A 19549-nucleotide genomic window follows, 5' to 3' on the forward strand; every position below is an offset into this window, starting at 1 on the left:
TGCGCGACGACCGCCGCGTTGTCGAGAATCTGCTCGCTCATGGCTGTTCTCCTTCGTGTGTCGAGTAGTGGGTGGTACGTGAGTGGTGCGGGTGGATCAGGTGGCGACGATGGAGACGATGGAGATGCCGACGACGACACCGCCGGTGGTCCACCAGCCCGGGGCCTCCATGACCTCGAGCTCCTGGAGGCCGAGCTCCAGGTGGTTCACGTCGGCCGCGGGGGCCTCGAACTTCTCGTTCATGACTGACTCCTTCTGTGTGTGGGTGTACGAGGGGGTGGAGCGGGTGGCGCTGATCCGGGTCGGATCAGGTCATGACCACCGAGACGAGGGAGATGCCGACGACGACGCCACCGGTCGTCCACCAGCCCGGGGCCTCCATGACCTCGAGCTCCTGGAGGCCGAGCTCCAGGTGGTTCACATCGGCGGCAACGTTCTCGAACGTGTTGTTGTCCATGACGGTTTTCCTTCCGTGAGAGGTGGGGTGGTGCGGTCCCCGCGCCGAGCCGGCGCGGAAGTCTGTGGGTGCGGAGCGGGAGTTCAGGCCGCTTCGCTGAGCAGGGCGTTGACGTCGGCCGCGCGCAGGCCGCCGAGCATCGGGAGGCCGGCGCCCCAGGCCCGTACGGTCCTGCGGGCCACCGCGTCGAGCAGCTGCGGGGTGACGGCGATGTCGCGGACGATGCCCCAGCGGTTCATCAGGGCGCTGATCCCCGCCACCGGCTCGGCGGGCAGCGGGTCGCCGCTGCTGTCGGCCGAGCGGAGCAGTTCCCAGATCCCCCGCAGCCGGGCGGCGGAGCCGAGCCGGGTGTCGCCGGCGAGGACGGCCCGCCACAGGGCCGGCAGGATGGCCGCGACGGCGGTCATCTTGCGGATGCCCAGGGCGCTGGAGAGTTCGTTGGCGATCATCCAGCCCTCGGTGCTGAACAGGTCCCTGCCGTAGCAGAGCCAGGTGGACTGGGTCAGTCCGCTCAGCCGGGCCAGGTCGGTGCGGAGCGTGGCGTCGGGGGCCTGCCCGTCGGCCAGTTGCCGGGCCAGTGCTCCGCCGAGGCGGACCAGCTGGGTGGCGGCGGTCTGGGCGAGGGCGTCCTCGACGGCTCGGTCGGTCAGGTTGCCGACGTAGGGGCCCACCGTGCGGAAGACCGCTTCGAGGGCTCCTTCGATCAGCAGCTCGCCGGGCAGGGTCTCGGTGGCGGCCGGGTCCAGCAGGGCCGCGTCGGGGGCGAGGGCGTCGCCCATGACGAGCCGTTTGCCGCTGTTGTGCGGCAGGCAGGCGACCCGGCTGAGTTCGGATCCGGTACCGACCGTGGTGGGTACGGCGAGCAGCGGACGGGTGCGGCGGGTGCGCGGGTCCAGGGTGAGCAGTCCGCTGCGGCCGGTGGTGCGCAGGGCCGCGCGGGCCCGCTCGTCCCCGTGGGCCACGGACAGCAGCTTGGCCCGGTCCAGGAGGGCTCCGCCGCCGATGACGGCGACGAGTCCGGCGTCCGCGGTGGCGCGGGCCAGGGCGAGGATCTCGTCCGGGCCTCCGTCTCCGTCGGGGACGATGGTGTGGGTGGTGTGTCCCGCCCGGTCCAGTTCCGCGGTCACCAGTGCGGTGATGCGGGAGTTCGCGACGGCCGGGTCGAGGAGCAGGGCGGTGACGGGACGGCTCCCCGCTGCCGGGTGGGCGTCGTCGAAGTCCGCCAGCCAGTCGCTGAGCCCTTCGGGGCCGATGAGCAGCCGGGTGGATCCGGACCAGGCGATGTTCACCGGGTTCCTCCCGCGAAACTCTCCACGCCCGTCCGTACGGCTTCCATGAGGGCGTCGATCTCGGCGTCCGTCGCGGTGAGCGGCGGCATGATCTGGATGCCGTGGACGCCGGCGTGGACGATGGCGCCCGCCGCCCGGATGGCGGTGATCTGGTCGAGGACCCGGGCCTGCGGCAGGGGTTCGCCGTCGGCGGTGACGATGCGCAGGGAGCGGAAGAGCCCGCGGCCGTCGTGGGAATCGAAGAGGGGGTGTTCGGCGACGAGCCGGTCCAGGTGGGCGCCGAGGGTCTCGGCGGCGCGCCGGCCCCGGGAGACGGCGTCGAGGCGGCGCATCTCCTCGATGGTGGCGATGATCGCGGCGCAGGTCACGGGGGTGCCGGCCTGCGTTTCGCCGTGGGTCAAGGTGGCGTCGGCTTCGCGGAAGGCGTCGGCGATCGTCCGGGAGACGATGACGGCGGCGGCCGCGCAGGTGCCGTTGGTCAGGCCCTTGGAGGTGACCAGCAGGTCGGGGCGTTCGCTCCACAGCTGGGAGGCGAACATCGACCCGGTGCGGCCGAATCCGGTGGCCACCTCGTCGGCGGCGAGCAGGAACCCGTGTTCCTCGCGGAGCCGGAAGAGGGTCTGGAGGTACTCGTCGGTGAGGGGGACGGCGCCGCTGCCGAGGACGGGTTCGACGACGACGGCCGCGATCTGGGAGCCCTGGGCCCGCATCAGCTTCTCGATGTCGGCCGGGTCGTTGGGGGTGACGTGGCGCACCAGGCGCTGGTCGACCCCGTAGACCTGCTGGCCGAGGTTCTCGCCGGTGAGGGCGAAGCCGCCGAAGGTCAGGCCGTGGTAGCTGCCGCGCAGCCCCACGATGATCTTGCGCTTCTCGGCGCCGCGCAGGGCGTGGTAGTGCCGGGCGGTCTTCATGACCAGGTCGTTGGCCGCGCCGCCGGAGGTGGAGAAGAGGACGCGGGCGAAGTGGTCGGCTCCGCAGAGCTCCACCAGGGCCTCGGCGGCCTGCCGGGCGTAGGGGTGTTCGTAGCGGAAGACGCTCAGGTACGAGGCGTTGAGCAGGGCCTGGTGGCAGGCCTCGGCGATGTGCCGGTTGCCGTGGCCGAGGTTGGCGTTCCACAGGCCCGAGTCGCCGTCGAGGAGTTCGCTTCCGTCGGCGAACCGTACGTACATCCCCTCGGCGGAGACGGCGCAGATGCCGTCGTCGCCGTGGGCGGAGGGCGGGAGCAGGGAGGTCCACAGGGCCGGGTGGCCGTGGTCGGGAGTCTCGTCGTCCCGTCCGGTCAGGGTGGGCAGGGCGGTGGTCATCACAGGGCCTCGGCTTCCAGGAGGACGTCGTGGTGGCGGCCGCCGCCGGGGATGGGCGTGGTGGAGCGGATGGCGAAGCCGGCGGCTTCGAGCTCGGCGACCAGCAGCGGTGCGGGCATCACGCCGATGGTGGTGGTGGCGACGTGGACGGGGCCTTCGGCCGGCGGGTCCGCGGGGATGACGGTGACCGTGCGGGAGCTGTTGCCCGAGGTCCACTGTTCGATCATCCGGTAGGAGCGGCCGGTGATCTCGCCGGGGGCGAGGATCTCGCTCTCGTCGCTGCCGTCGGCGGCGGCGTCCACCTCGACGGTGGTGAGCAGGAACCTGCCGCCGGGCGCCAGGTGTTCCCGTACGCAGCGGTAGAGGCCGGGGCGGGCCTCCGGCGGGAGGAGGGAGATGGAGGTGGTGCCGAGGACGACGGCGCCGAAGTGGCGGCCGAGCGAGAAGTCGCTCATGTCGGCCTGGACGGGGGTGCAGCGTCCCTGGAGGGAGGCCGGGGTGGCGGCGAGCCTCTCCCGGAGCAGTCCGATCATGTGGCCGGAGAGTTCGAGGGCGGTGACCTCGCGGCCGAGGGCCAGGAAGGGGAAGGTCAGGCGGCCGGAGCCGGCGGCGAGGTCGAGGACCGGGCCGGGGATGCGGCGCAGGGTGGAGAGGAGTTCGCGGACCTCGTGCGGGGTGGTGCCGGCGATGTCGTGGTAGACGGGGGCGCCGGCCTCGTCGTAGAGGTCGCACAGGACGGCCCGGTCTCCGAGTTCGGCGACGGCCTCGGCGGCGCGGCCGGTCAGGCCGGTGCCCGCGGCGGCGGGGCTGAGCAGCATGGCGCCCATCAGCGGGTCGCTCCTTCCGTGGCGTCGGGGGTGGCGGTGCGGGGGGCCGTACGGGGGGCGGCGGACTCGGTGAGGGGCAGTCCGATGCCGGAGAAGTAGGCGGCGACGGCGTCGACGGTGGCCGGGTCGGCGTAGTCGGCGGCGGCCTGGGCGGTGCCGGTGACGAGGAGGGCTTCGGCGGCCTGGGCGGCGTCGAGGGAGAGGGCGATGGTGCGGCGGTCCCCGGGGTGGTGGATCAGGGCCTGCTCGGCGTTGAAGAGCAGCACCGGGGTGTCGCCGGAGGTGTCCTGAGGGACGGCGTGGCCGGCGAGGGCGGGGACGAGGCGGCCACCGAAGCCGGAGACGCGGGGGTGTTCGAGGCCTCGGGTGACGGCTTCGCGGATGGCGCCGACGGCGGCCAGGTAGCGGGAGATCCAGGGGCGGGCGGCGAGCTGCTCGCGGCGCAGGTCCTCGTCGAGCACGCCGGCCAGGGCGCCGGTGGAGTCCTCCCAGGCCCGGTGCAGTGCGGCGGCGGGGGTGCCGACGGGGCCGAGGGACGCGGCGCCGGGGGCGACGCTGACGGCTCCGTCGGCGGCGACGTAGAGGCGCAGGGCCGGGCCGTCGCCGTCGCCGTTGCCGCCGAGGGCTCCGAGGTCGGCGAGCTGGACCGAGGGGTGGGTCAGGAAGGCGGAGAACTCGCCGTCGTTCAGGGCCCGGTCGGCGTCCTCCAGGAAGGCCTGGAAGTCGGCTTCCTCGACGATGCGGACCAGGGTGGGTCCGAGGACGGAGAGGTAGGGGGTGATCGAGTAGGCCTGTACCTGGAGGTAGAAGTCGGGGTGCAGGCCGGCTTCCGCGCCGGGTTCGCCGAGGGAGCCCTGCCAGACGATGACCTGGGCGCCGGTGGCCTCGTGGGGCTCGGGCTCGGCGGTCGGTTCGTCCCCGGGGACCAGGACGACGGTGCCGGGGCCGGCCACTCCGCTGCCGAGCAGGGCGTCGAGGTGGGCGGCGTCCTCCAGGACGACCGTCGCGGTGAACGGCGGGCGGGGGGCGAGTGCGGCCAGGGGGCGTCCGGTGCCCCACTGCAAGGCGTGGGCCTTGACCGAAGTGAGTGTCATGAACATGCCTAACGTGAGTGCGTGGGTGGACGCGGGCGCCTGATGACGCGGAGCTGGAGGGGGATCGGCCGGGGCGGCCGGAAGTCCGAGGGGTGCGAGCGGGCAGGGGGTGCCGACGAGCGGAGGTCCGGGCGGTACGCGGGTTCCGGGAGTTACGGAGCTACGGAGCTGCGGGCGGCGGTGCCGGGACGCCTCCGGTCAGGAGGCGAGTCCGAGGACCGTGAGCAGCGTGCGCAGTTCACGGCTCGCCGCCTGGGCGCCGTACAGCTGGGCCACGCCCGTGACGTTGAGGACGATCTCGTCGACGCCCGCCTCGCGGAAGGCTTCGAGTTTCGCGAGGAGCTCGGCGGGCTCCCCGTAGAGGAAGGCGTCGCCGGCGACCAGGGCCGCGCCCCGCGCGCTCTCGTCCTCCGCCTCCGAGCCGGTGGCGGCGGGGAGTTCCACACCGCCGCGCCGGAGCATGTCCTGGTAGTGCGCCGCCTTCAGGTGGTGCCGGTTGGAGGCCAGGGCGAGGCGTACGGGATCCCGGTCGGGCGCCGCCAGGGCGATCGGCACCATGGCCACCACCTTGGGCGCCGGCCGGCCCGCGCTCTCGGCGCTCTTGGTCACCTCGGGCACGATCGTGTCGGCCAGGTAGCGGGCCGGGGTCAGCCAGCAGATCGCCGCGTCGGCCACCTCTCCGGCCACCCTCGCCATGCCGGGGCGCAGGACGCCCAGCCCGATCTCGACGGGCGGTCCGGGCACCGGCGGGAGCAGTGCCTCCTGGTGCAGGTACTCCCCCTCCAGGACCGCGTCCGTACCGTCGAGGGCGGCGCGTACCGCGGTCAGGTACTCCCGGGCGGCGGTGAGCGGGCTCCGGTACGGGGCTCCGAGCAGGGCCTTCTGTACGGCGGGGGCTCCCGGCCCGTACCCGGCGAGGACCGGCGAGCCGGTCATCAGCGCGAGCGAACGGGCCTGGAGGGCGGCCTCCGTGGGGTGGCGCAGCGGCATCAGGGTCACTCCGAGCCCGACCGGGACCCTGAATCCGGCGCCGGCGGCGTGGGCGAAGGCCTGGTGGGTCTCGGTGACCAGGCTCTGTCCCTGCCAGAGGCGTTCGGCCCCGGTCCAGTGGACGAGCCCGGCGAAGGGCAGGAGCTGCTCCGGGCGGCTCGGGACGAAGGGAACGAGCACCGAGTAGGCGGTCATCGGACTTTCTCTCCTTGTGCTCGGGGTCCGGAAGTTCTTTTCCGGGAGCCGGATGATTGAAGATCGGAACGGGCGAGGAAGATCGAATATCGTGGGAACGGGCCACCGGGGGAATTCCCGGTCGGAGATCATGTGCCGATCTCTTCCGGAAGGACCTCCGGGAGGAGGTGCTAGTCCCAGTTGTGGGTGTCGCGGCCCGGGATGATCACGCAGACACCGGGGAGCGGGAGGCCCGCCGGAATCGGCGCGCAGACCTGGGTGCCGGGGGTGGGAAGCGGGGCGGGGGCGTCGGCGTTGGCGGTGCCGGCACCGGCCAGGCCGATCAGGACGGCGGCGGCGAGAGTGACGCTGAGGCGCTTCATCACGGTGGTTCCCCCTTGGTTTGCGGTCCGTCCCGGACCCGGCTCTTTCCCGCCCGGTTCCGGTGGCCTCCGGTGTTTTCCCGGCGGCTCCTTGTGACCACAACTCTGCCGTTCGGAAAGGCTCCGTTCGAGGGCTGTCACGCGCAGCTTGCTGCGTTCTGCGAGGTCACTTACTGCACCGTCCGCGACCCCCTCGGGCGCCCGGACCCGGAAGCGGAATGGATCATTGCCGTAGCCTCGACCCGGGGTAACAGGTAGATCTAGGCCAGGTAATGACCGGCCACGGCGTTGGGGGAATCCATGGGGGATCCGGATCTGGCGTTTCTCGATATCGATCCGGAGGACGAACGCTTCTACCGCGTCCTGCTCAGGAGCGGTGGCGCAGATCCCGAACAGCTCGTGCGGCACGCCGATCTGGACGAGGAAGCGGTACGCGTCCTGCGGGAACGGGCCACGGCCTTGGGTCTCGCCGCGATGACCGACGGGCTGCTGCGCCCGGTCAGTCCCGCCAAGGCGGTGCAGCACCTGATCGATGCCCGGCTCGCGCGGATGCGCCAGGAGCTGGAGACGAAGGCGGCGGCGGACGCGATCGTGGCCTCGCTGCTCGCGGAACGGGACGCGGCCACGACCTCGGACGCGATCGCGGGGGCGGACCGGCCCCCCATGGAACGGCTGATGGGCATCGAACAGGTGCGGGCGGCCATCGACGAGCTGACCTTCTTCACCCGGTCGGAGTCCATGACCACCTGGCCCTCGGGGGTGATGCGGCCCGAGATCATCGAGACCTCCCGGCCGGCCGACGCCCGCATCCTGCGGCGCGGCATCCGGATGCGCAGCCTGTTCGGGGCGGCCGCGCTGGACGATCCGGCCACGATGGCGTACCTGCGGGAGTTGGTCGGCAAGGGGGCGGAGGTACGGGTGTCCCGCCTGGACCTGGAGCGCATCCTCATCTTCGACCGGGCGGCGGCGCTGACGCCGATCGACCCCTCCGACAGCAAGCGGGGAGCGCTCCTGACCCGTGAACCGGGCCTGGTGACCACGCTGGTGTCCCTCTTCGACCGGATGTGGGGGCAGGCCCAGGAGATACCGGCGGCGGCGGACGAGGAGGGGCCGGCGGTGTCGGGCGAGCGCCCGACCGAACTGGAGCGGCGGATCCTGGAGTCGCTGTGCACGGCCGACAAGGACGAGAACGGGGCGCGGGACGTGGGCATCTCGGTGCGGACGTACCGCAAGTACGTGGCGACGCTGATGCACCGGCTCGACGCGTCGAACCGGTTCCACGCGGCGCTGCTCGCGCGGGAGCGCGGCTGGATCTGAGCGGGGCGGCCACGGCGGCCGCCCGGTAAGCACGGAGTCCGCGTCGGAGGTGCTCCCCCTTCGCGGACTCCGCCTAAGCCGGTTAAGACGGCCATGGTTAGGCGCGGGACCGCTGGAGCGCGCGGGCGCAGGAGAGCACGCCGACGGCGAGCACACCCATGACCACGTACCGCGCGGTGCCGTCGAACAGCACGGTGGACGAGGCCAGCAGGGCGATCAGCACACCGGTCGTGACGGCGAGCGGGTTCTTCTGGGGCTGGGCCATGGTGGTGGCTCCTTCGGAAGCGGGGATGGCCATTCCACTCTGACAGCGGGGCCCGTCCGCCCGGCCCCGTTGCGGGTGCAGCTTCCTGCATTCCGGCTCGCAGCATGCTGCGGAACCAGCGCATACCGGAGCGGCGGTGGCGTCAGGCGAGGGCGGTGACGAGCAGGCTGAAGGCGGCGACGATGACGGCGACGCGGCCGTAGTGGAAGCGTTCCCAGCGGTGCAGCTGCTGCTTCCAGTCGGCGGGCCGGTTCTCGGGGGTCCACGTCTTGTTCAGGTTGTTGATCGGGACGAGCAGCAGGATCGACATGACCACACTGAGCATCAGCAGTGCGCCGGCGGTGACGACGAGGCCGGTGCCGTGGTGGTCCCATCCGGCGATGGCCCAGACCGCGACGAGGACGAGCGAGCCGATGTACCAGACCGGCATCACGGCGCCGAGCATCCGGCCACCATGGGCATGGCCGAGTTGGCGGCTGTCGTCGGGGAGTGCGTTGAGGATCCGGCTCATGACGAAGGCGACGGAGAACTCCACCCCCACCATCACGCCGACGATCACGGTGGTGAATACCTCGAGTGCGTCGAGCATGGCGACCCCTCCTGGAGCTAGCGTTGCTAGGTGATGATGCAACGCTAACATTGCTGCCGCTCGACTGTCTAGCAGTGCTAGGATCGAATCATGTCGGTACAAGAACGCAAGCAGCGCGAACGGGCGGTCCGCGAGCACCTCATCGTGGCGACGGCCCGCGAACTCGCCGAGCAGCAGGGCTGGGACGCGGTCACCACCCGCCGGCTCGCCGAGCGCATCGAGTACAGCCAGCCCGTCCTCTACAGCCATTTCCGGGGCAAGCGCGAGATCATCGGCGCCGTGGCCCTGGAAGGCGCCTCCGAAATGGCCACGGCACTGCGGGCCGCGACCGCCGGTGCGGACGGCCCGCGCGAACGGGTCGCCGCCCTCGCCCGCACCTACCTCGGCTTCGCCGAAGACAACCCGGCGGTCTACGACGCCATGTTCCAGCTCGACGGCGGCCTCGCGTTCGCGCACGAGGACACCCCCGAGCCCCTGAAGGACGCCTTCGCCGCGCTGCTGGAGACCCTCGGCGAGGTCGCCGGGGACGGCGTCCACCCGGGACTGTTCACCGAAACGTTCTGGGCGTGCCTGCACGGCCTGGCCACCCTGACCCGCGCGGGACGGCTGCCGCCCGCAGACGCCGCGCACAGGGTGGAACTGCTGGTGGACCGACTCGCCATCGTCTGAGACACCGGCCCGTCGGGCACGCAGCCGGGGATCAGCGGTCGGTGCGCGGCGCGTGCAGGCCCGCGACGACCATGTGCGTCAGCAGGGCGTAGCTCTCGTCCAGGGCTTCGGGCAGGGCGAAGCCGCCGCCGGTTTCCAGGGAGACGAAGCCGTGGGCGGTGGCGCGCAGGCAGCGGGCCGCGTGGACGGCCGCGGAGTCCTCCAGGCCGTAGGCGCGCAGGGTGGCGAAGAGGATGGTGATCAGCCGTTCCCCGGCTTCGGCCGTCCGCGGTTCGGGGCTGTGCAGCAGGGCCGCGTACCGGTGGGGGTGGCGCAGGGCGTAGCCGCGCCAGGCCGTCATGAACGCCCGGATCGCCTCGTCGGCGGAGCGGCCGATGACCGCCACGCCGATCTCGTCCGTCATCTCGTTCATGATCCGCTCCGACAGGAGGTCGCGGAGCTCGGCGAGGTTGCGTACGTGCTTGTAGAGGGAGGGTGTCGCCACGCCCGCCAGGCCGGCCACCGCCGACAGGGTCAGGCCCGCCGGGCCCTGCGCGTCGACGAGGCGCAGCGCGACGTCGACCACCGCACCGGCCGAGAGCGAGGCCCTAGGCACGGGCGGCCTCCTTCAGGAAGGACACGATGACCGCAGCGGTTTCGGCGGGGAACTGCGCGTGGGCGTAGTGCCCCGCGCCCTCGATCATCGCGAGGCGCCCGCGACCTTCGGGCAGTTCGGCGACGATGGCCGCGCCCTCGGCGGCCGGGTCGGCCCAGTCGCAGTCGAGGGTGCCCTCGACGATCAGCGCCGGGCACCGGACCTCGCCGAGGCGGGCGCCCGCGTCGGTGGGGGCGGACATCCCCATCTTGGCGAGGACGGCCATCCGGCCCGGTCGGCCCAGGTCGGCGTCGAGCGCGGCGAGGTGGGCGGCATGAGCGGCGGGGCGGGTGCCGGGGTAGGCGTGGTCGAGGTAGCGCTTCCACAGGCCGGCGCTGCGCAGGATGCCGGTGCCCATCAGCAGGAGCATGCCCTTGCGGTAGCGGGCATTGGATCCGAGGGCGCCGAAGTCGATCTTCTGGGCACGGGTGAACGGGCTGATCTCGACGATCGCGTCGACCAGCGCGGGCTCCTGCGCCGCCGCGATGGTGGCGGCGCCGCCGGCGAAGGAGTGGCCGACGATGACGGCCGGTCCGCCGAGGTGGCGGATCAGGCCGAGCAGGTCGCCCGCCACGTCGGTACGGGTGTACGAGGCCCAGCCGGTGCTCGATTCCCCGTGTCCACGCAGGTCGGTGGAGGCGACGCGGTACCCGGCGGCGACGAGGAGGGATGCGGTCTCGCGGTAGGCCGCGCGGTTGTCGCCCATGCCGTGGGCGAGCACGACCAGCGGGCCTTCACCCGTGACCTCGTACGCGAGCCGCCCGCCGTCGGTGCTCAGAAACTCCGTCATGACCCGTCCCCCGGAAGTGATGGCTAATACCTGTTGCCCATAAGCTAATGGCATTAGCCTGCATGGTCAACCCCTGCTCGGTTACTTCGGGTCGCTGTTGAACTTCGCGGCCGACCAGAAGTACCCGAGCACCGCGAGACCCAGGCACCAAGCGACCGCGATCCACCCGTTGGCGCCGATCTCAGAGCCGAGCAGCAGTCCGCGCAGGGTCTCGATGGCCGGCGTGAAGGGCTGGTACTCGGCGATCGGCTGGAACCAGCCCGGCATCCCCTCGATCGGGACGAAGGCGCTGGACAGGAGCGGCAGCATGATCATCGGCAGCGCGTTGTTGCTGGCGGCCTCGGCGTTCGGGCTGATCAGCCCCATGCCGACGGCGATCCAGGTCAGCGCCAGGGCGAACAGCACGAGGAGCCCGAAGGCCGCCAGCCATTCCACGGCGGTAGCGTCCGTGGAGCGGAAGCCGATGGCCACGGCGACCGCGCCCATCAAGACCACGCTCGCGATCGACTGCACCACACTGCTGACGACGTGCCCGATGAGCACGGCTCCGCGGTGGATCGCCATGGTTCGGAAGCGGGCGATGATGCCCTCGCTCATGTCGTTGGAGACCGAGACCGCGGTGCCGATGGTGGTGCTGCCGATGGTCATCAGCAGCAGGCCCGGCACCAGGTAGGCGATGTAGCCGGAGCGGCCGCCGCCCCCGACGCCCGCGCTCATCACGTCGCCGAAGATGTAGACGAAGAGCAGCAGGAGCATGATCGGCGTGAGCAGCAGGTTCAGCGTCAGGGACGGGTAGCGGCGCGCGTGCAGGAGGTTGCGGCGCAGCATCGTGGACGAGTCGCGGACGGCGAGGGCGAGAGTGCTCATCGGACGTTCTCCTTGGACTGAGCAGGCAGGCTGGACTGGCTGGGGCGGGGGTCGGTGCCGGTCAGGGCGAAGAACACGTCGTCCAGGTCCGGGGTGTGCACGGTCAGTTCGTCCGCCTCGATGCCGGCCGCATCCAGCCGGCCGAGGAGCGAGCCGAGCGCGCGCTGGCTGCCGTCGCTGGGAATCTGCAGAGTGAGCGCCTCGTCGTCCCGGATGGACTCGCCGAGCGCTGCCACCGCAACTCGGTAGAGGGCCGGGTCGGAGAACCGCAGCCGTACGTGCCCGCCGGGGATCAGCCGCTTCAACTCCTCCGCGGTGCCCTCGGCGGCGATCCTGCCGTCGTTCAGCACCGCGATCCGGTCCGCCAGCTGATCGGCCTCCTCCAAGTACTGCGTCGTGAGGAAGACCGTCACACCGCCCGAGACCAGCCCGCGGATGATCTGCCACATGTTGTGGCGGGAGCGCGGGTCCAGCCCGGTGGTCGGCTCGTCGAGGAAGATGATCCGCGGATCACCCACCAGCGTCATCGCAATGTCGAGGCGACGCTTCATGCCACCGGAGTACGTCGAAGCCGGCTTCTTCGCCGCGTCGGTGAGGTCGAAACGCTCCAGCAGCTCGGCGGTGATCCGCCGCCCCTCCCGCTTGGAGAGGTGGTGCAGGTCCGCCATGAGGAGCATGTTCTCCTCACCGGTGATCAGCCCGTCGACCGCCGAGAACTGCCCGGTCACACCGATCGCCGCCCGCACCCCGCCCGGGGAGGCCGCGATGTCGTGGCCCGCGACCTGAGCCTGTCCCCCGTCGGCGGTGATGAGCGTGGACAGGATCTTCACGATGGTGGTCTTGCCGGCGCCATTGGGGCCGAGCAGTGCGAACACGGACCCGGCCGGGATGGTCAGATCGATGCCGTCGAGGACGGTCTTGTCCCCGTAGGACTTGCGCAGACCGGCGGTGGAGACGGCTGCCGGAGACGGGTGACCGCCTCGATGTGATGTGGACATGACAGAAGAAGGCATGAGGCCCTCCATTCGGAGGCTGAAGTGACGGGGGGGGAAGGAGCAGGTGGCCCGGTAAGGGCCTGATCAGGCCCCGGAGGCCTGGGCGCGACGGACGTCGATGTTGCCGTGCTTCGTCCGGGCGCGGACCTTGACGGTGTCCGAGCTCCCCTCCGGGCTCCCGGACGCCGTGAGCGTGTTGCGCACCTGGCCGGAGCCCGAGCTGACGTCGAGCCAGGCGGCCGTACCCTCGCGGACGCCGACCTCGATGGCCCCGTAGGAGGTCTCCAGCTCCACGGTGCCGCGGGCGACTTCGCCCACCCGCAGGGTTCCGTGGGCGGTCTTGGCGGTGACCGAGTCCTCGGCCCGCCGGATCTCGATGTCACCGTTGGCACCGCTCACCCGCAGCTCGCCGATGGCGGCGCCGACGGTCGTGGTGCCGTGCGAGTTCTTCAGGACGGCGGGGCCGTCGACGAAGCCGAGGCGCAGGCTGCCGGAGCTGGTGGTGATCTCGGTCGCGCCCTCGGCCCGGTCCACGGTGATCGAGCCGTGCGACGCGGTCAGCTTGAGCGGGCCGGTCGTATCGAGGCGGACGTCGCCGGACGAGGTCTTCACCCGGACCTCCCCGAGCCGGCCCTCGCCGAGCACCTGGGTCCAGGCGCCGGTCGTGTCGACGTGCGAACCCGTGGGCAGTTCGACCGTCACGTCGACGATGCCGGGCTTGCCGAACGGGTTGGACTTGGGCGTCCTGACGGTCAGCACGCCGCCCGCGAACGTGACCTCGGTCTGCTCGGCGGTCCGAACGTCCTTGTCGCGCTTCGGGTCCCGGGGCTGCACCGCGACGACGGTGTCGCTGCGGTCGCCCGCGGTGAACTGGATGGAACCGGCCTCCACGTGTGCGGTGACCGAGATCGCTTCGGAGGTGTCGAAAGAAGGCATGGCTGTCCCGTCCTCTTGGGTCTTCCGGGCGTCCCCGCTGGTGGGACGTGGTGTGGGCGAACTGATGCGGTGCGGTGGGGTGGGGTGAGGGAGCCGGGTTAACGGACCCAGCCCGTGAAGCTCTGTCCCACGCTCTGGGACTTCTCCGCCGTACGGGGCCGGGCGCCGCCGTCGACCGCGGCCGATACGGCGCGCACCAGCCAGGCGTTGACCGACAGCCCCTCGCGGCTCGCCGCCTCCTCGGCGCGGGCCTTGAGGTGGGCCGGCAGGCGCAGGTTGACGCGGGCGGTGCCTCCCTCGTCGCCGTCGGCGGCTGCGTGCGGCGCGAGCGGTTCGGCGAACGGAGCGGCGGAGGCCGGCTCCGCGGGGGCGTGGCTCTCGCCGGCCGGCACCGTCACCACGAACTCGGGGTCGAGCCCCCGCAGCCGTACGTCGACCGAACCGGGGGCGAGTTCACGGGTGATCTCGTCCATCGCGGCGGAGAGCACGTTGAGCAGGGTCAGCCGGGTGGCCGACTCCAGGGGAGCGGTGAGCCTCTCGGCCAGCTTGCGGGCTTCGTCGCCGCCGGCCTCGGCGGCGACGGCGAGCTCTTGGCGGAGGGTGGTGACGTAGGGCGTGAGGTCCATGTCGCACAGCATGGCACAGGGATGGCGCCATGTCGAGCCAATGTGGCACCACTTGGCCGCCCGGCGGTGTCACCGCACACAAACACGCTGGTCAGGGCGATGACACCATCCTGCGCCACAGTGACACCAGCCGGCGCCAGCCTGAACGCGCGCGGGCCACACCAGCGAAACTCAGCCCCTCCGGCGTTTGAGGAGCGGGGGTCCGGGGGCCGGCCCCCGGCAACGGCGCCGCACCCGGGGACGGGTCCGGGCGGAGCCCGGGGAACGGTGGAAGGGCGGGTAGGGGACTCCGCCCCGCGCAGCGGCACATCCCGCAGCCGGGCCGGGGCCGGGCCAGGCGTCAGGCCGTGGAGGCCGTCCGGCGGGCGTAGTGGCGGGCCGCCTTCGCCCGGTTCCCGCACCCCGTGCTCGTGCACCACCGGCGGGTGCCGTTGCGACTGACGTCGTGGAACAGCAACCCGCACGTCGGGTTGGCACAACTGCGCACCCGGTCCCGCGCGGTGCTGAGCAGCCGGAGGTAGTCCGCCGCCACGAGGTACCCGAGCAGACGCCCCGAGTCGGGCGCCTCCAGCCGCTCGACGGGCCCGGCGGCCGTGAGCAGCCGACGGATCCGGCCCGCGTCGAGCAGCCGGTTGAAGGCGTCGAGCGCCATCGGCCCCGCATCGGCGCGCCCGGCCACACCGGCCAGCGCGGTGCGGGCGGCCCGCACGGCGGTCAGGGTGGTCCGGTCGGCCCGCAGCTCGCCGCCGGCGTACGCGGCCGCCGCCCGGGACCCGGCCAGCCAGCACGCGAGGCCGGCGGTGGAGTCCAGCAGGTCGTAGCGGCCGTACCGGTCGTGCCAGAGGGTGTTGAGGAGGTCCAGGCTGAGCGGCTCGCCGGTCAGCGGACGCGGATCGGGCACGCTCGTCGCCACGGCCGTTCCTGCTCGGTCCACGCTCACCCCCGCGGCCCGAGGCGCACGGGTTGGTGCACGGCCGCGAAGGCGCAGTACGGCGAAGAGCCCTCGGCCCGGTACAGCTCAACGGCCTGCGGCGCCGCGAGGATCCCCGGCAGGATCAGCTGCCACAGCCGGGTCAGGTGCCCGCGCAGCGGCCCGCAGGAACGGCACGGGCGGCCCTCCTCCGCGCGCAGGCACACGTCCATCCCGATCAGTGAGTACACGAGCTGCGCGGCCGTTCCCCAGGGGTCGGCCGCTCCGGACAGGGCGTCGGCCAGCTCCTCGCGGACGGCGTCGGTCCAGGAGACGCTGCCGTCGGGGTAGTGCACGAACTCCCGGGTGAGCCGGGCGCCCGCCCGTACGACGGGGTCGTGCCCGAGCCGCCCGGCGACCGCGTGCGTGATGTCGACGGCGGCCTGCAAGGGCCGGATCCCGCGGTGCGGTAGCGCGCCCAGGGCGCCCACGATCGACTGCCGGGCTTCGGTGCGCACGGCTCTGACCAAGTCGTCCTTGGCGGGGAAGTGGTACATCAAGGCGCCCTTGGTCACTCCCGCGGCGGTGCAGATGACGGCGAGCGAGGCCCCTTCGTAGCCGTAGAGGTCGATGGCCTTGGCGGCACCGTTGATCAGAGCCCGGCGCGTCCGCTCGGCTCGCTCCTGCTGCGCCATGGGCGCTCCTCGTGCGTAGGGGATGGAGACGTACGGGTGGTGCGGTGCCGGCGGGCCCGCCCGAACCGCACCACCCGTACGATCAGGCCGCGGTGCCGGCCGGGACGGAGGCCAGGCTGTCCTCGAAGCTCTTGCGGAGCTGGGCGCGGCGGAGCTTGCCGATGCCGGTCTTGGGGATCTCGGACCGGTCGACGGGCAGCAGGTGCGGTACGTCGACGCCCAGCCGCTCGCGGACCCGCTCGCGGATCCGCTCGCCCTGTTCCCCGGTGATGGCGCCGGCTCGCGGGCTGAAGAACACCGCGAGTTCCTCGGTGCCGCCGGGCTCGGCGGTGACCAGGGAGGCGACGGTGTACGAGGGCTCGATGAAGTCGAGTTCCTCGACGGCTGCCTCGATCTCGTGGCCGTGGTAGGCGATCTCCCCGAGCTGGATGACGTCGTCGGTGCGGCCGGTGACGGTGAGGATGCCGTTCTCCACGTACGCGAGGTCGCCGGTCTTGAACCAGCCGTCCTCGGTGAAGGACTGCCGGTTCTGCACGGGGTTGTCGTAGTACCCGGAGGTGATGGTCGAACCGGTGACCTGGAGGCGGCCGGTGACGCCCCACGGAACGAGGGCGCCGTGCTCGTCGACGACGCGGATGCGGGTGCCGGGCTGCGGGCGGCCGACGGGCACGTAGCGGTCGTCGCCGGCGGCGGCCTCGGTGAACTGGCAGTCGGCCACGCCGGCAGTGGTCTCGGACATGCCCCAGCCGGGGAACATGGCGGTGGCGGGCAGCCCGTAGGGGGCCAGCAGGTCCAGGAAGCGGCGTACGACGCCGGAGCGGACGGCCTCGCCGCCGTTCATGATGTAGCGCAGCGGGCTGAGGTCCCAGCCGCGGCCCTCGAAGCGGTCCGCCTGGTCGTTGACGAGCACGAAGGCGAAGTTGGGCGCCCAGGTGGTGTCGGCCCGGTGGGTGGAGACGGCGTCGAGCCAGCGCAGCGGGTCTTCCAGGACCCACTGGATCTTGGCGTGGACCTGAGCGGCGCCGAGGAAGACGTCGCGGGCGTGGAACATCACGAGGCCGCCGATGTGGTCCAGCGGCATCCAGTTGAAGGTGCGGGTGTCCGCGTCCAGCTTGTTCACGCGGGAGGTGGCCGCGCTGCGCGTGAGGATGTTGCGGTGGGTCAGGGTGACGGCCTTGGGCACGCCGGTGCTGCCGGAGGTGAGCAGCAGGACGGCCGGGTCCACGGCGTCCGGCTCGTGCCAGGCGAGGTCCGGCTCGTGGGCGGTGCGCAGGCTCGCCACGTCACCCAGGTGGGCGGCGGTCCAGCCGGCGTCGGCGGCGGTGGCGGGCGCGATCTCCTGGCCGGTGCCGGTCAGGACGCGGGGGCGGCCGTAGCCGGCCCAGACGCGCTCCAGCAGGCCGGGGCCGTTGACCGCGTCGGCGCTGACGGGCAGCGGCAGGAAGCCGCCGAGGATGCAGGCCCAGAAGCCGGAGAGGAGGTCGGCGTCGTCCGCGGACTGCAGGATGATCTTCTCGCCGATCGCGGCGCCGGAGGCGCGCAGGCCGGCCAGGACGCGCGAGGCGTCGTCGAGGAGCTCGGCGTAACTCTGGTGGACCTCGGTGCCGTCGGCGCGGATGTACGTCACCCCGCGTCCGTCGGCCTCGCTCTCGGCGACGGCGCGGACGAGGGCGGCGCCGAGGTGCGCGACGCCGGTTTCGGGGGCGGGCCCGCCGTCGAGCAGCGATATGCCGGTGCCGGTCATGCCTGGTTCTCCTCTTGCTGAGCGGTGTCGGACGCGGAGTCGGCGGGGGTCGCGGTGGCCACGATGACGAGCGGGCCCCGGCCGTGGAAGGGCGCGGGCTCCTTGCGGAACCCGCCGTACTCGGCCGTGATGGTCAGTCCCGCCGCGGCCAGCAGTTCGCGGACCTCGGGCCCGGTCAGGACGGCCTGATCGAAGAAGTTGTCGTACATGGCGACCGTGCCGTCCGCGGTGCGGACCAGCAGGGTCTCCTCGTTGCGCCAGTTCGCGGCGTGCGCGTTGATGAACTGGCGGGCGAGGCGGGTGATGAGGACCCCTTCCCGGCGGTGGTGGCCGATGCTGTTGGGCTGGAAGGAGTCGACGAAGTTCAGCAGGTGGCCGAACTCCAGGACGACCTGCCCGCCGGGGTTCAGCAGCTCGCGGACGGAGCGCAGGACGGCCGGGAGCTGGGCCCGATTCAGGTAGTTCAGCGTCATGAAGAGGCTGTACACGAGGTCGTAGCGCTCGTCGGTGCGGTACTCCTCGGCGCGGGCCTCCACGTAGGAGATGCCCTCGTCGCCGGCGGCCCGGGCGTACTCCAGGAACGCGGCGCTCTGGTCGACTCCGGTGCCGCGGTGGCCGCGCTCGCGCAGGGCGCGCAGGTTGGAGCCGGTGCCGCAGCCCAGGTCGAGTACGGTGCCCGCGTCGGGGAGCAGGGACGCGAGGAACTCCGTCTCGGCGTCGAGGTTGCGGAAGTCCTTCCGCATGATCTCGTAGTACTCACCGGGGAATTCGAAGCTCGTGCCGGTCAAATCCGTCATCCTCCTCGGATGTCAGTGCGCGTCGGTCGTCGGTGCTCGGCAGTGCTCGGCAGTGCTCGGCGGCGGTCCCCTGCGTGGACACGGCCTCTGGGTGGACACGGGCTCTACGTGGACACGGCCTCGCGCATGGTCCGGTAGCCGCGCGGGGTGAGGCCGTACCGGTCGCGGAAGAGCCGGCTGAAGTGCGAGGCCTGGTAGAGGCCGGACCGTTCGCCGATGACCCCGACGGGCAGGTGTTCGAGCCGCGGGTCGCGCAGCTCCGACCGGCAGCGGGCGAGGCGCTCGTCCCGGATCCACCGGGCGGGGCTGGTCCCCTGCTCCTGGAAGATCCGCTGGAGGTAGCGCAGCGAGACGTTGTGGTGCTCGGCGATCGCCTGCGGGGTGAGGTCGGGGTCGGAGAGCCGTGCGCGGATGTACGCCTGGATGCCCAGCATCAGGTCGTGCCGGGCCACCTCGTCCTCGGCGGCGACGTTGCGCAGCCGGTCGGCGAGGACGGCCGCGGTCAGGCCCGCCACCGTGGCGCCGACCCGGTCGACGGCTGCATGGATCTCGGTGCCGTGGTCGTGGAGTCCGGCGAGGAGCTGGGAGAGCAGGGCGCCGGCGCCCATCCGTCCGCACCAGCCGGTGGCGGTGAGCTTGGCGGTGTCGCCGGCCGACATGCCGAGGTGCCGGTGCGGCAGCTGGACCTCGACCAGGTGGAAGGGCCGGGGCAGCACGAGGCGGTACGGACGGCTGGTGTCGCAGCAGATGATCTGCGGGCCGCTCGCCTGGCCGCGGCGGCCGTCCTGGTGCACGTGGATCTCGCCGGCCAGCGCCCGGAACACCCGCAGGGACTCGGAGGGGTCGGGGCGGATGTGGCGGCCGGGGCGTACGGCCTCGTGGGCCTCCCCGGTGACGAGGGAGATCGTGACGTCTCCGAACTCGCGGCGCACGGTGGTCCCGTACACGGACTCGTTGTGGGTACGGATGACCCGCGCCGTGCAGGTGGCGGGTGCGGCGAGCGCTGGACTGCGGTCCGGCACGAATGCGCTCGGCACGCGGAGGGGCAGCATGTCCATCGTTCTCCTCGCTCCGGGAAGCGTCGTGTCATGACAAGCAGGCCCATAGAAACATACCTTCATGCAGGTACTCGATCGCCATCAGATGTTCCAATCAGCTGGGCCACACCTCGACTTTCATGCGTAAACAGGCCATGAA

General features: G+C 72.1%; 23 protein-coding genes. 2 read left to right on the forward strand and 21 right to left on the reverse strand.

Annotated features, from left to right (window positions below):
- Positions 1 to 96: 96 nt before the first annotated feature.
- From ACFRU2_RS30525 to ACFRU2_RS30560, 8 genes are all read right to left on the reverse strand, one after another.
- Positions 97 to 243 carry a daptide-type RiPP gene (locus tag ACFRU2_RS30525; RefSeq protein ID WP_243336478.1) on the reverse strand — a complete coding sequence of 49 codons (147 nt, stop codon included), beginning with the start codon at positions 241 to 243 and terminating at the stop codon, positions 97 to 99.
- Between the two features lie 64 nt (positions 244 to 307).
- Positions 308 to 457, reverse strand: a complete 150-nt coding sequence (locus tag ACFRU2_RS30530; protein ID WP_274553450.1) for a daptide-type RiPP — start codon at positions 455 to 457, stop codon at positions 308 to 310.
- A gap of 83 nt (positions 458 to 540) precedes the next feature.
- The gene (mpaC, locus tag ACFRU2_RS30535) at positions 541 to 1746 is read right to left on the reverse strand and encodes a daptide-type RiPP biosynthesis dehydogenase (RefSeq protein WP_382978092.1); all 1206 of its coding nucleotides are present in this window, start codon (positions 1744 to 1746) and stop codon (positions 541 to 543) included.
- A complete protein-coding gene (mpaD, locus tag ACFRU2_RS30540; protein ID WP_382978095.1) occupies positions 1743 to 3050 on the reverse strand; it encodes a daptide-type RiPP biosynthesis aminotransferase in 1308 nt (435 codons plus the stop codon). The genes mpaC and mpaD overlap by 4 nt, the downstream gene beginning before the upstream one ends.
- Positions 3050 to 3877, reverse strand: coding sequence for a daptide-type RiPP biosynthesis methyltransferase (gene mpaM / locus ACFRU2_RS30545; RefSeq protein ID WP_382978098.1), 828 nt, complete (start codon positions 3875 to 3877; stop codon positions 3050 to 3052). The genes mpaD and mpaM overlap by 1 nt, the downstream gene beginning before the upstream one ends.
- The gene (mpaB, locus tag ACFRU2_RS30550) at positions 3877 to 4971 is read right to left on the reverse strand and encodes a daptide biosynthesis RiPP recognition protein (protein ID WP_382978101.1); all 1095 of its coding nucleotides are present in this window, start codon (positions 4969 to 4971) and stop codon (positions 3877 to 3879) included. The genes mpaM and mpaB overlap by 1 nt, the downstream gene beginning before the upstream one ends.
- 198 nt (positions 4972 to 5169) lie before the next feature.
- The gene (locus ACFRU2_RS30555) at positions 5170 to 6156 is read right to left on the reverse strand and encodes an LLM class flavin-dependent oxidoreductase (RefSeq protein WP_382978102.1); all 987 of its coding nucleotides are present in this window, start codon (positions 6154 to 6156) and stop codon (positions 5170 to 5172) included.
- Between the two features lie 170 nt (positions 6157 to 6326).
- Positions 6327 to 6521, reverse strand: a complete 195-nt coding sequence (locus tag ACFRU2_RS30560) for a hypothetical protein (protein WP_382978105.1) — start codon at positions 6519 to 6521, stop codon at positions 6327 to 6329.
- Between the two features lie 297 nt (positions 6522 to 6818).
- Here ACFRU2_RS30560 and ACFRU2_RS30565 point away from each other — a divergent pair, with 297 nt between their 5' ends.
- Positions 6819 to 7835 (forward strand): helix-turn-helix transcriptional regulator, encoded by a 1017-nt coding sequence (locus tag ACFRU2_RS30565; RefSeq protein ID WP_382978107.1) that lies wholly within the window; start codon positions 6819 to 6821, stop codon positions 7833 to 7835.
- 97 nt (positions 7836 to 7932) lie between these two features.
- On the opposite strand, the gene ACFRU2_RS30570 is transcribed toward ACFRU2_RS30565, so the two are convergent.
- Entirely contained in the window at positions 7933 to 8100 is a 168-nt protein-coding gene (locus ACFRU2_RS30570) for a hypothetical protein (RefSeq protein ID WP_382978109.1), read from the reverse strand.
- Between the two features lie 142 nt (positions 8101 to 8242).
- Complete coding sequence (locus tag ACFRU2_RS30575; protein ID WP_382978110.1) at positions 8243 to 8689, reverse strand: DUF1772 domain-containing protein; 447 nt, start codon at positions 8687 to 8689, stop codon at positions 8243 to 8245.
- A gap of 90 nt (positions 8690 to 8779) precedes the next feature.
- On the opposite strand from ACFRU2_RS30575, the gene ACFRU2_RS30580 reads away from it, so the two are divergent.
- Positions 8780 to 9358 carry a TetR/AcrR family transcriptional regulator gene (locus ACFRU2_RS30580; RefSeq protein ID WP_382978112.1) on the forward strand — a complete coding sequence of 193 codons (579 nt, stop codon included), beginning with the start codon at positions 8780 to 8782 and terminating at the stop codon, positions 9356 to 9358.
- A 31-nt stretch (positions 9359 to 9389) separates the two neighbouring features.
- On the opposite strand, the gene ACFRU2_RS30585 is transcribed toward ACFRU2_RS30580, so the two are convergent.
- The 11 genes from ACFRU2_RS30585 to ACFRU2_RS30635 form a co-directional block, all read right to left on the reverse strand.
- Complete coding sequence (locus tag ACFRU2_RS30585) at positions 9390 to 9953, reverse strand: TetR/AcrR family transcriptional regulator (protein ID WP_382978113.1); 564 nt, start codon at positions 9951 to 9953, stop codon at positions 9390 to 9392.
- Positions 9946 to 10782, reverse strand: coding sequence for an alpha/beta fold hydrolase (locus ACFRU2_RS30590; protein WP_382978114.1), 837 nt, complete (start codon positions 10780 to 10782; stop codon positions 9946 to 9948). Before ACFRU2_RS30590 ends, ACFRU2_RS30585 begins: the two co-directional genes overlap by 8 nt.
- Before the next feature lie 81 nt (positions 10783 to 10863).
- Positions 10864 to 11649 (reverse strand): ABC transporter permease, encoded by a 786-nt coding sequence (locus ACFRU2_RS30595; protein WP_382978117.1) that lies wholly within the window; start codon positions 11647 to 11649, stop codon positions 10864 to 10866.
- Positions 11646 to 12662: an ATP-binding cassette domain-containing protein gene (locus ACFRU2_RS30600; RefSeq protein WP_382978120.1), complete on the reverse strand. Its 1017-nt coding sequence runs from the start codon at positions 12660 to 12662 to the stop codon at positions 11646 to 11648. The genes ACFRU2_RS30595 and ACFRU2_RS30600 overlap by 4 nt, the downstream gene beginning before the upstream one ends.
- A gap of 66 nt (positions 12663 to 12728) precedes the next feature.
- The gene (locus ACFRU2_RS30605; protein ID WP_382978123.1) at positions 12729 to 13580 is read right to left on the reverse strand and encodes a DUF4097 domain-containing protein; all 852 of its coding nucleotides are present in this window, start codon (positions 13578 to 13580) and stop codon (positions 12729 to 12731) included.
- A 98-nt stretch (positions 13581 to 13678) separates the two neighbouring features.
- Positions 13679 to 14206: a hypothetical protein gene (locus tag ACFRU2_RS30610; RefSeq protein WP_382978126.1), complete on the reverse strand. Its 528-nt coding sequence runs from the start codon at positions 14204 to 14206 to the stop codon at positions 13679 to 13681.
- A gap of 340 nt (positions 14207 to 14546) precedes the next feature.
- Entirely contained in the window at positions 14547 to 15119 is a 573-nt protein-coding gene (locus ACFRU2_RS30615; RefSeq protein WP_382978128.1) for a CGNR zinc finger domain-containing protein, read from the reverse strand.
- Positions 15120 to 15142: 23 nt separating this feature from the next.
- The gene (locus ACFRU2_RS30620) at positions 15143 to 15811 is read right to left on the reverse strand and encodes a TetR family transcriptional regulator (protein WP_382978131.1); all 669 of its coding nucleotides are present in this window, start codon (positions 15809 to 15811) and stop codon (positions 15143 to 15145) included.
- 82 nt (positions 15812 to 15893) lie between these two features.
- On the reverse strand, positions 15894 to 17555 hold the full coding sequence (locus tag ACFRU2_RS30625; RefSeq protein WP_382978134.1) for an AMP-binding protein: 1662 nt from the start codon (positions 17553 to 17555) through the stop codon (positions 15894 to 15896).
- Positions 17552 to 18352 carry a class I SAM-dependent methyltransferase gene (locus ACFRU2_RS30630; RefSeq protein WP_382978137.1) on the reverse strand — a complete coding sequence of 267 codons (801 nt, stop codon included), beginning with the start codon at positions 18350 to 18352 and terminating at the stop codon, positions 17552 to 17554. Before ACFRU2_RS30630 ends, ACFRU2_RS30625 begins: the two co-directional genes overlap by 4 nt.
- Before the next feature lie 104 nt (positions 18353 to 18456).
- On the reverse strand, positions 18457 to 19410 hold the full coding sequence (locus ACFRU2_RS30635; protein ID WP_382978140.1) for a helix-turn-helix domain-containing protein: 954 nt from the start codon (positions 19408 to 19410) through the stop codon (positions 18457 to 18459).
- Positions 19411 to 19549 lie beyond the last annotated feature (139 nt).

The organism is Streptomyces sp. NPDC056883 (assembly GCF_042788835.1).
Classification (GTDB): Bacteria; Actinomycetota; Actinomycetes; order Streptomycetales; family Streptomycetaceae; genus Streptomyces; species Streptomyces stoeckheimensis.

Coding starts and splice junctions, on each gene's coding strand:
- ACFRU2_RS30525 (WP_243336478.1), bottom strand. CDS start 243: ATGAACGAGAAGTTCGAGGCCCCCGCGGCCGACGTGAACCACCTGGAG.
- ACFRU2_RS30530 (WP_274553450.1), bottom strand. CDS start 457: ATGGACAACAACACGTTCGAGAACGTTGCCGCCGATGTGAACCACCTG.
- mpaD (WP_382978095.1), bottom strand. CDS start 3,050: ATGACCACCGCCCTGCCCACCCTGACCGGACGGGACGACGAGACTCCC.
- mpaM (WP_382978098.1), bottom strand. CDS start 3,877: ATGGGCGCCATGCTGCTCAGCCCCGCCGCCGCGGGCACCGGCCTGACC.
- mpaB (WP_382978101.1), bottom strand. CDS start 4,971: ATGACACTCACTTCGGTCAAGGCCCACGCCTTGCAGTGGGGCACCGGA.
- ACFRU2_RS30555 (WP_382978102.1), bottom strand. CDS start 6,156: ATGACCGCCTACTCGGTGCTCGTTCCCTTCGTCCCGAGCCGCCCGGAG.
- ACFRU2_RS30565 (WP_382978107.1), top strand. CDS start 6,819: ATGGGGGATCCGGATCTGGCGTTTCTCGATATCGATCCGGAGGACGAA.
- ACFRU2_RS30570 (WP_382978109.1), bottom strand. CDS start 8,100: ATGGCCCAGCCCCAGAAGAACCCGCTCGCCGTCACGACCGGTGTGCTG.
- ACFRU2_RS30575 (WP_382978110.1), bottom strand. CDS start 8,689: ATGCTCGACGCACTCGAGGTATTCACCACCGTGATCGTCGGCGTGATG.
- ACFRU2_RS30580 (WP_382978112.1), top strand. CDS start 8,780: ATGTCGGTACAAGAACGCAAGCAGCGCGAACGGGCGGTCCGCGAGCAC.
- ACFRU2_RS30590 (WP_382978114.1), bottom strand. CDS start 10,782: ATGACGGAGTTTCTGAGCACCGACGGCGGGCGGCTCGCGTACGAGGTC.
- ACFRU2_RS30595 (WP_382978117.1), bottom strand. CDS start 11,649: ATGAGCACTCTCGCCCTCGCCGTCCGCGACTCGTCCACGATGCTGCGC.
- ACFRU2_RS30600 (WP_382978120.1), bottom strand. CDS start 12,662: ATGCCTTCTTCTGTCATGTCCACATCACATCGAGGCGGTCACCCGTCT.
- ACFRU2_RS30605 (WP_382978123.1), bottom strand. CDS start 13,580: ATGCCTTCTTTCGACACCTCCGAAGCGATCTCGGTCACCGCACACGTG.
- ACFRU2_RS30610 (WP_382978126.1), bottom strand. CDS start 14,206: ATGGACCTCACGCCCTACGTCACCACCCTCCGCCAAGAGCTCGCCGTC.
- ACFRU2_RS30620 (WP_382978131.1), bottom strand. CDS start 15,811: ATGGCGCAGCAGGAGCGAGCCGAGCGGACGCGCCGGGCTCTGATCAAC.
- ACFRU2_RS30625 (WP_382978134.1), bottom strand. CDS start 17,555: ATGACCGGCACCGGCATATCGCTGCTCGACGGCGGGCCCGCCCCCGAA.
- ACFRU2_RS30630 (WP_382978137.1), bottom strand. CDS start 18,352: ATGACGGATTTGACCGGCACGAGCTTCGAATTCCCCGGTGAGTACTAC.
- ACFRU2_RS30635 (WP_382978140.1), bottom strand. CDS start 19,410: ATGGACATGCTGCCCCTCCGCGTGCCGAGCGCATTCGTGCCGGACCGC.